General features: G+C 73.6%; 10 protein-coding genes. 6 read left to right on the plus strand and 4 right to left on the minus strand.

From position 1 onward, the window contains the following. Positions 1 to 4 precede the first annotated feature (4 nt). Positions 5 to 916, minus strand: a complete 912-nt coding sequence (locus AB0927_RS28700; protein ID WP_366670646.1) for a helix-turn-helix domain-containing protein — start codon at positions 914 to 916, stop codon at positions 5 to 7. Between the two features lie 251 nt (positions 917 to 1,167). Here AB0927_RS28700 and AB0927_RS28705 point away from each other — a divergent pair, with 251 nt between their 5' ends. Next, complete coding sequence (locus AB0927_RS28705; RefSeq protein ID WP_366670647.1) at positions 1,168 to 2,613, plus strand: MFS transporter; 1,446 nt, start codon at positions 1,168 to 1,170, stop codon at positions 2,611 to 2,613. Positions 2,614 to 2,667: 54 nt separating this feature from the next. On the opposite strand, the gene AB0927_RS28710 is transcribed toward AB0927_RS28705, so the two are convergent. After that, the gene (locus tag AB0927_RS28710) at positions 2,668 to 3,648 is read right to left on the minus strand and encodes a YafY family protein (protein ID WP_366670648.1); all 981 of its coding nucleotides are present in this window, start codon (positions 3,646 to 3,648) and stop codon (positions 2,668 to 2,670) included. Positions 3,649 to 3,741: 93 nt separating this feature from the next. On the opposite strand from AB0927_RS28710, the gene AB0927_RS28715 reads away from it, so the two are divergent. Next, positions 3,742 to 4,140, plus strand: a complete 399-nt coding sequence (locus AB0927_RS28715; protein ID WP_366670649.1) for a VOC family protein — start codon at positions 3,742 to 3,744, stop codon at positions 4,138 to 4,140. Positions 4,141 to 4,156: 16 nt separating this feature from the next. Here AB0927_RS28715 and AB0927_RS28720 read toward each other — a convergent pair whose 3' ends face one another. Together AB0927_RS28720 and AB0927_RS28725 are read right to left on the minus strand one after the other, a co-directional pair. Then, on the minus strand, positions 4,157 to 4,789 hold the full coding sequence (locus AB0927_RS28720) for an adenosylcobinamide amidohydrolase (RefSeq protein ID WP_366670726.1): 633 nt from the start codon (positions 4,787 to 4,789) through the stop codon (positions 4,157 to 4,159). Positions 4,790 to 4,916: 127 nt separating this feature from the next. Beyond that, positions 4,917 to 5,921 (minus strand): LysR family transcriptional regulator, encoded by a 1,005-nt coding sequence (locus AB0927_RS28725; protein ID WP_366670650.1) that lies wholly within the window; start codon positions 5,919 to 5,921, stop codon positions 4,917 to 4,919. A gap of 95 nt (positions 5,922 to 6,016) precedes the next feature. On the opposite strand from AB0927_RS28725, the gene AB0927_RS28730 reads away from it, so the two are divergent. The 4 genes from AB0927_RS28730 (at position 6,017) to AB0927_RS28745 (ending at position 11,812) form a co-directional block, all read left to right on the plus strand. Then, positions 6,017 to 7,186, plus strand: coding sequence for a nuclear transport factor 2 family protein (locus AB0927_RS28730; protein WP_366670651.1), 1,170 nt, complete (start codon positions 6,017 to 6,019; stop codon positions 7,184 to 7,186). 136 nt (positions 7,187 to 7,322) lie between these two features. Further along, positions 7,323 to 8,720, plus strand: a complete 1,398-nt coding sequence (locus tag AB0927_RS28735) for a LytTR family transcriptional regulator DNA-binding domain-containing protein (protein WP_366670652.1) — start codon at positions 7,323 to 7,325, stop codon at positions 8,718 to 8,720. Positions 8,721 to 8,873: 153 nt separating this feature from the next. Continuing rightward, entirely contained in the window at positions 8,874 to 11,129 is a 2,256-nt protein-coding gene (katG, locus tag AB0927_RS28740) for a catalase/peroxidase HPI (RefSeq protein ID WP_366670653.1), read from the plus strand. A 221-nt stretch (positions 11,130 to 11,350) separates the two neighbouring features. After that, positions 11,351 to 11,812, plus strand: coding sequence for an MSMEG_3727 family PQQ-associated protein (locus tag AB0927_RS28745; protein ID WP_366670654.1), 462 nt, complete (start codon positions 11,351 to 11,353; stop codon positions 11,810 to 11,812). Positions 11,813 to 11,816: the final 4 nt, after the last annotated feature.

Raw genomic sequence — 11,816 nt, forward strand, 5'->3', positions numbered from 1 at the left:
TGTCTCAGCAGGCGGCGCCGGGCGCGCCCTCCGCACCGGCGGTCCGCGGGGCGCTCTTCGTGCCATGCGCCCCGACTTCGAGCCGGAGCATGGCTTCTTCGTCGGCGGTGCCGGGGGCCGCCTGGTAGACGACCATCCGCTGGCCGCCCGACCGCGCCAGTCGCATGACCTCGTAGGTCAGGGTCATGGGTCCGACCTTGGGGTGCCGGAAGTTCTTCTGGCCGCCGCCGCGCTCGCAGACGTCGTACCGCTCCCAGAGGCGTGCGAACTCCGGTGATTTCAGGACGAGTTCGCCCACCAGGGTGGTCAGCTCGGGGTCGTCCGGGTCGGCACCGGCGACCGCGCGCAGGTGCGCCACCGAGAGGGCGACGGTGTCCTCCCAGGGGTCGTAGAGCGTCCTGCCCACGGGGTGGAGGAAGAGGTAGCGGGTCAGATTGCGCTGGTGTTCGGGCCAGTCCCAGAGGCCGGGCAGCAGCCGTCGGCCGGGCTGGTTCGCGGCCAGTAGGCGGTTGTACCGGCTCACGACGTAGGCGGGCAGCGGGCGTACCGACTCCAGCATGCGCAGGACCGAGTCGCGGACGGTGTGGTCAAGGCAGGCCGGCAGCTCGGAGGTCCGGCCGGAGGCCAACTCCGCCAGTTCGTGGAGGCGTTCGTAGGCGTCGCCGCGCAGGCGCAGGGCGCGGCCGAGGGCGTCGACGACGGCGGCCGAGGGGTTCGTCTCGCGGCCGCGTTCGAGGCGGATGTAGTAGTCCACGCTCACGCCGGCCAGCGCGGCGAGTTCCTCCCGGCGCAGTCCGGGTGTGCGGCGCAGGCCCGCACCGGCCGGGAGACCGACGTCTTCCGGCCGTATCCGCGCTCTGCGGGCTTTCAGGTATCTGCCGAGTTCGGTGCCCCGCACGTCTGCCGCTGCTCCCATTCGGTCAATTGTGGCAGGCCCGCACGGGCGTTGGGGGGCCGTGTCAGGGCCTGGAACGCCGCACCCCGGGTGCGGTGCGGTCTGCCGAAGGACCAGGAACGGACGCAGAGTTGACCCGGAGCGGGCGGCCCGGCGACGCGGGCCCAGGGGGTGCGTGACACCGGACCGCGGTCCCGGCGTCCGTGGCCGCCCGCCCGATCGTCCCTTTCGGACGCCGTCGACCGTGCTGATCGTCCATCCAGGAGGCCACCATGCCGGGCACCCCTTCCCCCTCACCGTCCGCCGCCCCCGCCCACGGGCGCGAGCCCGAGTGGCCGGTGCCCGGGGCCCGGCCGGCCGCGGGCACCACGGCCGCGCCTCGGCGGCCGGGGCTCGCGCTGGTCGCTTCGCTGCTCGGGTTCACCGTGATCACCATCGACGTGTCGGCGGTGAACATCGCGCTGCCCGCGATCCGGGAGTCCCTCGACGGCGGGATGGCGGGCCTGCAGTGGGTGGTGGACGCGTACACGCTGATGTTCGCCGCCCTGATGCTCTCCGCCGGTGCCGTCGCCGACCGCGCGGGCGCCCGTCGCGCCTATGCCTGGGGCGTGGCCCTGTTCACCCTCGCCTCCCTCGGCTGCGCGCTGGCGCCCGGCATCGGTGTGCTGGTGGCCGCGCGGGTGGCGCAGGGCGGGGCCGCCGCGGTCGTCATGCCGGCCTCGCTGGCTCTGATCCGGCAGGCCCACGAGGACAGCAGGGAGCGTGCGCGGGCCATCGCGCTGTGGACCGTCGGGGGTTCGGTGGCGATGGCCGCGGGCCCGGTGCTGGGCGGGCTGCTCACCGAGTCGGCCGGCTGGCGGGCGGTCTTTCTGCTCAACCTCCCGGTGGGCGCGGTGATTCTCGGTCTGCTCGCACGGGTGCCGCGCTCGCCGCGCCGGCCCGCCGCGCTGGACGGCGCGGGCCAGTTGACCGCCGTACTGGCCCTGGCCGGGCTGGCCGTCGCGGTGATCGAGGGCGGCCATCTGGGCTGGACCAGCCTCCCCGTACTGGCCGCGGCCGCGCTCGCAGTCGTCTCCGGGGCGGTGTTCCGTGTCGTGGAGTCCCGGCACCGTCAGCCCATGATTCCTCCGGCGTTGCTGGGGGATCGCCGGGTGGCGGTCCCGCTCGCGGTCGGCTTCGCCATCAACGCCGCTTTCTACGGCGGGATCTTCCTGCTGGGGCTGTACTACCAGCAGTTGCGGGGGATGTCGGCGACGGCGGCCGGGCTGATGTTCGTGCCGATGTCGGCGGTGGTGACGGCCACGAACCTGGTCTCGCCCCGTCTCGCGGAGCGGATCGGGCGTCGGGCGGTGATCGTCGTCGGCCAACTCGTCTTCGCCGTCGCGATGCTGGCCATGCTGCCGCTGGCCGCGCACACCCCGGTGTGGCTGGTACTGGTCCTGCTGCTGCCGCTGAGCACGGGCGGGGCGCTGGCGGTGCCCGCGCTGACCGCGCTGCTGATCGACGCGGTCCCGGCGGAGCGCGCGGGTACCGTGTCGGGACTGCTCAACTCCCTCCGCCAGTTGGGCGGTGCCCTCGCGGTCGCCCTCTTCGGCAGCCTGCTCGCCGGCGCCGGCGGCGCCTTCTCCGTCCCCGGCATGCGGCTGGGCCTGTTGACCGTCGCCACCCTGCTCCTCGTGACCACGGGCCTCTCGCGGCTGCTCCTGCCTCGCGACTGAACCGTCTCACCGAAAGCCCCCGCTCCGGCGGCCAGAAGATCAAGGTGGCCGCCGTCAGGCCCGACGAGCGGAGGCTGCCAGGCGGGTGGCGAGTGCGGTGACGAGGGCGCGGAGTTCGTCGGGGCGCTCGATGACGAACGGCCGGTCGAGTGAGGCCAGTACCGGAGGCAGCCAGTCGAGCCGTTCCGCCCGTAGCTCGACGCGCAGCCAGCGCTCGGTCGCCCCCGCCTCGCGCTCGTGCTCTTCCAGGGTCGCGACGCCGGCGGGCAGTCGGGCGCGGATCTGCTCGGCCGTTCCCTGGATCCGCAAGGTCACCTCATGCCGGTACTCCGCCGTGGCGAATCCCGACAGCACGCGCTGTGCCGGGCCTGGACCGGCGGGCGCCTCGAAGGAGCCGGGCAGGGTCCTCGCGTCCGCGATGCGATCGAGCCGGAAGGTCCGGTCCTCGCCGATCCGGGCGTCCTGGCCGGTGACGTACCACCGGCCCCCATGGGCGACGATCCCGTACGCGTGCAGCGTGCGTTCGCTGCGCCGTCCGTCGCGGTCGGTGTAGCGGACCGAGACCGGTCGGCGGTGGCGCACCGCATCGGCGAGGGTGAGCAGCACCTCGGTGTCCGGGGTGTCGAACTCGCCGGGCCGGTCGGTGAAGTCGAGTGCCTCCATGAGGGTGTCGAGCCGGCGGGCGAGGTGCCTGGGCAGCACCCGCCGGATCTTCGCCGACGCCGTCTCGTTCGCCGCCCGCTCCGTCGTCGTCAACCCCGTCCGGCGGCCGGCGACCAGGCCGAGCAGCACGGCCAGCGCCTCGTCGTCGCTGAGCATGAGCGGAGGCAAGCGGTACCCGGGGGCGAGCCGGTACCCGCCGTAGCGGCCGCGCACCGATTCCACGGGCACGTCCAGGTCGAGCAGTTGGCCGACGTACCGCCGCACGGTGCGTCCGTCGACGCCGAGCCGGTCGGCGAGTTCGGCCACGGTCCGGGTGCCGCCGGACTGGAGCAGTTCCAGGAGTGTCAGCACGCGGCCAGTGGGTCGGGACATGGATCCCAACCTAACGCGAATACCGGACCGGTTCTGTCCGCTATTGCTCCTAGCCTGCGCAGTGCACGCCTTCAGCACAGCCAAGGAGATCCCATGGACTTCGTCTCGATCCGCATCATCACCGGCGACGTGGCGCGCCTCGTCGAGTTCTACGAGCGCGCCACCGGGGCGCGGGCGACGTGGGCCACCGAGGACTTCGCCGAACTCAGGACCGCGGGCGCGACCCTCGCGATCGCCGGCACCCGCACCGTCCCGCTGTTCGCGCCGGGCTCCGCTCGCCCGGCGGCCAACCACAGCGTGATCACCGAGTTCCTCGTCGACGACGTGGACCGTGTCCACCAGAACCTGACCGGCTTCGTCACCGACTTCGTCGGCGGGCCCACGACGATGCCCTGGGGCAACCGCTCGCTGCTGTTCCGTGACCCCGACGGCAACCTCGTCAACTTCTTCACTCCGGTCACCCCGGCGGCCGTCGAGAAGTTCGCACGCTGACGCCCCGCACGGCCGCTCACGCGAGCGTCGCGGCAGCGCACACCGCGGAATGGACCGCGCGGGCCAGGCGGGCGCCCCACAGGGAGCGGGGCCCGGCGAAGGTCTGCGGTTCCTCGCCGGGCCGAGGGGCGCAGGCGGCGACGCAGACCGCGTCGGTGGGGGTGCCGGAACAGTGGTAGCCGGAGTCGAGGAGCGCCTGGACCTTGGCTTCGGTGGCGGTGGTCGCCGCGTTGACCAGGGCGGCGTCGGTCAGGGCGGTGGGGATGACGGCCACGATGTTGATGGTGCCGGGAGCGGGCGGCGCGAGCGTGCCCGGCGCGGGGGTGGCGGCCCAGCCGTGGACGCCGAGGCCGGCGGTGACCACCGCCTCCACGCCGCCGTCGCACGCGCGGCCGTGCCGCAGGACGTCGGCGGCCGTCATCAGGCCCACGCCCGGCCCCTGGGCTCCGGCGGCGTGGGCGAGGCTCGCGAGGTGGGCGTCGGGGTCGGTGCGGCCGTAGCCGTGCGAGACCTGGGCGTTGAGGACCCAGGAGCGCTCGCCGATGCCGCCGCCGAGCACCGCGCTGCTGATCATCCGCCAGCCGGAACCTGCCCGCCAGAGCAGGGCCGACAGTCGCTCGTCGCCCTCGGCGCGGGCCAGCGTCTCCATCGGAAGAACGCCGGCGGGGGCGCGGGGCGGTGGGGCGACGGTCACTGGGCTGGACTCCTCCGGGTGGACGATCCTGGTGATCGTACCGAGTGCGTCGGTCATCCCGGCGGGACGGGGTCACGGTCGGTCAGTTCCGTTCGGCCTCTGCTTCCGGGTACGCCCTGAGACCGCGACGGAATTCGCCGGGCAGGACGGCAACTACCCCTTCCAGCCCACGAGTTGACTCGCCCGGCTCCCTCCCGGGGCGGGTGGCGGCGAAGGCCCCCGCGAGCGCGTCGAGCAGGGCTGCCGCGGAGGGGTGGGGGTCGCGGCGCGGGGTGATCGTGTAGATGCCGCGGGTGGGGGGATCGGCGAGGTCCACCGTGGTGACGTCGGCGCGCAGCGCGCGCTTCAGCACACCGGGCACCAGCGCGATGGCGTGCCCGGTGGCGACCAGGGCCAGTTTGCCGGGCAGGTCGGCCGCGGTGAGGTCGATGCGGGCGCTGGTCCCGGCGCGGGCGGCATGCTGGCGCAGGAGCGCCGCCGAGCCGTCGTTGTCCTCCACCCAGGTCTCCTCGCTCAGCGCCCCCATGGGCAGCGGGCCGCGCCCGGACCGCGGATGGCCGACGGGCAGCGCGACGACCATGTCGTCCAGACCGAGGAAGCGGCGCTCGATCCGGGGATCGTGGGGCAGCCCCGGTGGTGCGTCGGTGACGACGGCGATGTCGAGATCGCCGGCGATCACGCGCTGGTGCAGTGGTGCGCTGAGGCCGGGGAGCAGACTCCACCGGAGGGGACCGGCCCGCTCCAACAGGGCGCGGATGGCCTCGGGGACGATCCCCGCGGCGAGCGAGGGTGTCGCGCCGACGGCCAGCGGACGGCCGTACGACCCGTCGCCCGCCGCCCGTACGGCGCGCACGGCGCGGTCGGCCTCGTTGAGCGCGGCCAGCGCGTGGTGGCGGAACACCTCTCCGGCGGGTGTCGGCCGCACGCCGCGCGCGTGGCGCTCCATCAACGGCACGCCGAGCCGCCGTTCCAGCCCGGCGATCTGCCGGGAGACGGCCGACTGGGTGTGATGCAGCTCAGCTGCCGCCGCGGACAGCGAGCCGAGCCGGCACACGGTCACGAAGGTTCGCCACGACGTCAGATCCATGGCGTCAGTATGACCATCCGGTATGCGCACGGCGCATGGCTGGTCTGCGAGATCTGCGCTTGTCGCAACTCCCGCGCCGCGCCACCGTGGCGCGCATGACCACACCGCACACGATCACGATCGCCGTCCTCGGCCTGGGGCGCATGGGCGAGGCGATGGCCACACGGCTGGCGGCCGACGGCTGGGACGTCGTCGGCTGGACGCGTTCCGGGCGTACCCCGGGCACCTTCAGGACGACCGGCGATCCGGAGGATGCCGTGGCGAAGGCGGACGTCGTGCTCCTGGCGCTGTTCGACGGCGCGGCCTGCGCCCAGGTGCTCGACCGTGTCCGGGACGCACTGCGCGCGGACGCCGTGGTGGTGAACACCAGCACCGTCTCCCCCGGCGAGGCGTCGAGCCTGGCCCGCCGGCTCGGCCGGGCGTACGTCCACGCGCCCGTGCTCGGCTCGGTGCGGGCCGTCGGCGCGCTGCGCGTCCTCGCCGCCGCAGACCAGGGCGTGCTCGACCGGGTCCGCCCGGTTCTGGAGAGGCTGGGCACCGTACACCGCGTCGACGACTCTCCGACCGCCGCCGCCCTCAAGCTGATAGCCAACAACAGCCTGGCCGGCGCCGTACTGGCGCTGCGCGACTCCTTGCGGCAGGCCGACGCCCTCGGGCTGCCGCGGGACCAGGTGCTGGACGTTCTCGAACTCGGCCAACTCGGCGGGCTCGTGGCCCGCAAACGTCCCTTCCTCGGGGACCGGGCGACCGCCGCCACGGCCGAGTTCACGATCGGCGCGCTGGCCAAGGACATGGCGCTCCTGGCAGCCGCGTCCGAAACCCCCCTGCGCAGCGCGGCCGGCCTGACCGGCACCGGCACCGGCACGCCCGTCGCCCCGGACGCCGACATCGCCGTCGCCGCCACGGCCCCCTTCACCGGGGACGCCGTGCTCGAACCGCTCCGCGCGTACATGCGCGGGCACGCCACCGGCGACCCCGCCCACTTCCGCGACGCGTTCCTGCCCACCGCCCACATCGAGGGCATCCGGGACGGGGCGTTCGTCTCCTGGCGCCTGGACGAGTACTGCGCCCTCTTCCCGGGCCGGCCGGCCCCGGACGAGCCGGCCCGGCGCCGACGCGTCGACGCCCTCGACGTCCACGGCAGCGTGGCGACCGCGACCATGACGCTGCGGCACGGAGCGGACACGTTCACGGACGTCTTCCTGCTGGTCCGCGCCGACGCCGGCTGGCGGATCGCCAACAAGGTCTATCACCGGCACTCCTGAGGAACCCCTCGTGCGGCCGCGCCCCGGAGAGGGGCGTGCGCGCGAGCGCGGCGGTACCTAGGGTGTGTACTACACGGATTCTTGGCGAATCGGTGGAAACCAGGCGTCGGGGATGGACCGAGGGTGGTTCTGAACCATGAGGGATGTGTCTCGGCTCGCCGAGCCGGTGTCGGCGGATCTCGGGGACGGCGCGGTACTGGCCGCCTGGGAGCGGTTCGTGCGGGGGGAGGACCGGGTGCCGGGGGTCAGGCCCCTGGTGGCGGTCTCCTGGCACCGCTGCCGGGAGCAGTACCGGGTCGATCCGCATCTCGCCGAGGCCCCGGTGGCCGTCGCAGGGCCCGGTCACCCACCGGAGCACGACGTCGTGTTCGCCGAGCTGGGGTTCCGGGCGGCCGCGGTGGCGCACGAGGTGAGCGGCCTCGGTGGTGTCGTCACGGTCGCCGACGCGTCGGGCCGGATCCTGGCCGAGTGGGGTGACCAGGCGACGCTGGCGAGGGCGTACGACGCCCGGCTGGCGCCCTGGTTCTGCTGGTCCGAGTCCGCGGCCGGCACGAACGGCATGGGGACGGCCCTTGAGGCGCACGGGCCGGTCCCGATCAGTGGTCCGGAGCACTGGTGCCAGGCCTTCCACCACTGGGGCTGCGCGGGCATCGCGGTACGGGACGTGGTGACCAGGGAACCGATCGCGGTCCTCGGCATCTGCTGCTGGCACAGCCGGCTTCCGGCGTCCGCGGCGAGCTGGCTGGCGCACGCGGCCGGCATGGCCCGGCACCCCCTCAAGAGGCGCGCCCGGGACAGCGGTACCGAACTGGTCGCCGCCTACACGCGGGCCAGGAGGTGTTCCGGGGCGCCGCTGGCCGCGCTGGACGCCGGGGGCCGGGTGGTGATCGCCGACGAGTCGGCGGGCACGCTCCTGGGCGTCCCGGCGTCCACCCCGGCGATCGATCCGACGCTGCGCTGGAATCCCGGGCTGCCGGAGCTGAGCGCGGCCTCCCGGCACGCCACCGGGCAGGCGGCGCACGACCCCGCCTGGGTCGGTGCGACGCAGATCTTCGCCCACCCCTGTGACGAGCCGACGTCGGTCGGCATCCGGCCGGTCTTCTCGTCCGGGCGCCCGATCGGGAACCTGGTCTCGTTCGGGACCCGCGACGGGGCGCTGCTGCCCCGGGCGGAGGGCGCGGCGCATCCCGCGGTGCGGCCGCGCCGGCTGGTGGCGGTGCACGGCAACCGGATGGTGCTGCTGCGGCCGACGGAGGTCTCGTTCGCCGAGTCGCGGGGCAACGACGTGTGGCTCCGCACCGATCAGGGGCGCTTGCGGGCCGCCTGTCCGGGCCTGGACAAGCTCGACGGCGAGCTGGCGGACGCCGGCTTCCTGCGGGTGCACCGGCGGTACGTGGTCAACCTCGGCCGCGTCCGGGAGGTCGAACGGGGGCCGAAGGGCGAGCTTTCCCTGGTGATGGACGACGGGTCGGAGGAGATGGTGCCGGTCTCCCGGCGGAACGCGGCGGCCGTGCGTCGCGCGCTGGGCATCTGAGGTGCACGAGCGACGCCTTGGTCCCGGCCGTCCACGAGCGGCGCCTCGTTCCGGGCGTCCACGAGCGATGCCGGGGCTCCGGGCGTCCACGAGCGGCGCCTTGGTTCCGGGCGCCGGCAAGTACCGGCTTCGATCTCCGGGAAGGAGGCCCCCGTGTCCGACAACCGGCACACCGTGGCGGGCGGCGGTCTCGGCCTCGCCGCCCCCGCCGGGCCCCGCGGCGGCCCGGTCGGCGGCCCGCGCAACCGCGACTGGTGGCCGCACCGGCTCGGCCTCTCGGTCCTGCGCAAGCACCCCGCCATCGCCGACCCGTTCGGCGAGGGCTTCGACTACGCCGCGGAGTTCGCGACCCTCGACCTCGACGCCCTGGCCCGGGACGTCGACGCGGTGCTGACGACCTCGCAGCCCTGGTGGCCCGCCGACTTCGGGCACTACGGGCCGCTCGTGCTCCGGATGGTGTGGCACTGCGCCGGGACGTACCGCGTCAGCGACGGCCGCGGGGGCGCGAGCTGCGGCATGCAGCGCTTCGCGCCGGTGAACAGCTGGCCGGACAACCGCAATCTCGACAAGGCGCGCCGCCTGCTGTGGCCGGTGAAGAAGAAGTACGGCCGGAAGATCTCCTGGCCCGATCTGATGGTCTTCGCGGGCAACCGCGCCCTGGAGACGATGGGCCTGCGGACCTTCGGGTTCGCCGGCGGCCGTGCGGAGGTCTGGGAGTCCGACGAGGACGTGTACTGGGGCCGGGAGCGGGTCTGGCTCGGCGACGAGCGCCACGGCGGGGTGCGGGAGCTGGAGCAGCCGCTGGCGGCCGTGCAGATGGGCCTGATCTACGTCAATCCGGAGGGTCCCAACACCGTCCCGGACCCGCTGGCCTCGGCGCGGGACATCCGCGAGACGTTCCTGCGCATGGGGATGAACGACGAGGAGACCGTCGCGCTGATCGCGGGCGGCCACACGTTCGGCAAGACGCACGGCGCGGCCGATCCGGAAGTCTGGCTCGGCCCCGAACCCGAGGCCGCCCCCCTTGAGCAGCAGGGCCTGGGCTGGCGGTGCGGCTACGGCACCGGCAGGGGCCCGGACGCCGTCTCCAGCGGCCTGGAGGGCACCTGGACCCCCACCCCGACCCGCTGGGACAACAGCTACTTCGAGACCCTCTTCCGGTACGAGTGGGAGCTGGAGCTGAGCCCCGGCGGCCTGTGGCAGTGGATCCCCAGGGACGGCGGCGGGGCCGGTACCGTGCCGGACGCCCACGACCCGGCCGCGACGCACGCCCCGACGATCCTGACGACGGACCTCGCGCTGCGCCTCGACCCGGTCTACGAGCCGATCGCGCGGCGCTTCCTGGAGCACCCGGACCGGCTCGCGGACGCGTTCGCCCGGGTGTGGTTCAAGCTGACGCACCTCGACATGGGTCCGATCGAGCGCTATCTCGGACCGCTGGTCCCCCGGGAGCGGTCGCTGTGGCAGGACCCGGTCCCCGCCGTGGACCACCCGCTCGTCGACGCGGCGGACATCGCCGCGCTCAAGCGCCGGATCCTCGCCTGCGGCCTGCCGGTCGGCCGGCTCGTCTCGACCGCGTGGGCGTCGGCCTCGACGTTCCGTGTCAGCGACCGGCGGGGCGGGGCGAACGGCGCCCGCGTCCGCCTCGAACCGCAGCGTGGCTGGGAGGTCAACGAACCCGAGGCGCTGGCGCGGGTGCTGGACGCCCTGGAGGGGATCCGGGAGTCGTTCGGCAGCGAGCGGGGCGGGGGCAAGAGGGTCTCGCTGGCCGATGTGGTGGTGCTCGGCGGCGTCGCCGCCGTCGAGCGGGCCGCCGCGGCCGCCGGACACGACATCCAGGTCCCCTTCACCCCGGGCCGCACCGACGCCCCGCAGGAGTGGACCGACGTGGAGTCCTTCGCCCCGCTGGAACCGGCCGCGGACGGGTTCCGCAACTACCTCGGCGAGGGCGGGCACCGCCTGCCCCCGGAGCATCTGCTGGTCGACCGGGCGAACCTGCTGGGCCTCAGCGCGCCCGAGATGACCGTCCTGGTGGGTGGCCTGCGGGTGCTGGGCGCCAACTACCGGCAGTCGCCGCTGGGCGTCTTCACCCCGACGCCCGGATCGCTGACCAACGACTTCTTCGTGAACCTGCTCGACGTGCACACGCGGTGGGAGCCGGTCTCCCCCGCCGCGGCGACCTTCGAGGGCCGGGACCGCGGCACCGGAGCGGTCAGGTGGACCGGCAGCCGCGTCGACCTCGCCTTCGGCTCCGACTCCGAGCTGCGCGCGCTCGCCGAGGTCTACGCGAGTGACGACGCCCGGGAGAAGTTCGTACGGGACTTCGTCGCCGCGTGGGACAAGGTCATGAACCTCGACCGGTACGGCCTCCCCCCGTCCCAGCGGTCGTGCGGCGGGGACGAGCGGTAGCAACGAGCGGGCGAACGGCACGCGCCGGCCCGGACCTCCGGTCGCCCTTGTCGGGGTGATCCGTCCGGCGTAGCGTGTTTATGGAGCCGTTTGCGGAGCCTTTTATGAAGCTGTTCAAAGACTCGCAATCAATTGTTTTTTCGGTGTGATTAATCCACCACACGGAAAAGAAATGGAGGCCAATCCGACCAGCGGTTTTGGACGAGGAGAGTGAAGCCCCGATGACGACCACGCGGGAGCGAACCGACCTGCTGGACCAGATCGGGTTGAACGCACAGAACAAAGCGGCGCTGGGCCAGGTGCTGGGCACCGGAAGCATCGGCCGGGCCACCGTGGACTCCGAAGGCCACATGCGGGCCACCATTCGCATCAATCCCGATGAGCTTTCCTGGGATCCCTCCATTCTGGTCATGCCGCATGGAGGCGACATCGAGCTCGAACTCGTCAATGACGACATGAACACGCACTGCGCGCTTCTGCCGAGCAACGGCGACCGGAAGTTCATCTGGCTGGTGAACCATTCGCGCGGACGGGCGCACCTCAACCTCGACGGACCGGGCTACTACTGGTTCGGCTCGCCCACGGGCAACGACGAGGGCCGGGGGCTGACCGGGTCCATCGTCGTCCTCGGGGACGCTCCGCCGGAGGCCCGCCTCGACCGTCCGCAGCAGCCGCGACCGTGAGAGG

It is taken from the genome of Streptomyces sp. NPDC048106 (assembly GCF_040706415.1).
Taxonomy (GTDB): Bacteria; Actinomycetota; Actinomycetes; order Streptomycetales; family Streptomycetaceae; genus Streptomyces.

Coding starts and splice junctions, on each gene's coding strand:
- AB0927_RS28700 (WP_366670646.1), bottom strand. CDS start 916: ATGGGAGCAGCGGCAGACGTGCGGGGCACCGAACTCGGCAGATACCTG.
- AB0927_RS28705 (WP_366670647.1), top strand. CDS start 1,168: ATGCCGGGCACCCCTTCCCCCTCACCGTCCGCCGCCCCCGCCCACGGG.
- AB0927_RS28710 (WP_366670648.1), bottom strand. CDS start 3,648: ATGTCCCGACCCACTGGCCGCGTGCTGACACTCCTGGAACTGCTCCAG.
- AB0927_RS28715 (WP_366670649.1), top strand. CDS start 3,742: ATGGACTTCGTCTCGATCCGCATCATCACCGGCGACGTGGCGCGCCTC.
- AB0927_RS28720 (WP_366670726.1), bottom strand. CDS start 4,789: ATGGAGACGCTGGCCCGCGCCGAGGGCGACGAGCGACTGTCGGCCCTG.
- AB0927_RS28725 (WP_366670650.1), bottom strand. CDS start 5,921: ATGGATCTGACGTCGTGGCGAACCTTCGTGACCGTGTGCCGGCTCGGC.
- AB0927_RS28730 (WP_366670651.1), top strand. CDS start 6,017: ATGACCACACCGCACACGATCACGATCGCCGTCCTCGGCCTGGGGCGC.
- AB0927_RS28735 (WP_366670652.1), top strand. CDS start 7,323: ATGAGGGATGTGTCTCGGCTCGCCGAGCCGGTGTCGGCGGATCTCGGG.
- AB0927_RS28745 (WP_366670654.1), top strand. CDS start 11,351: ATGACGACCACGCGGGAGCGAACCGACCTGCTGGACCAGATCGGGTTG.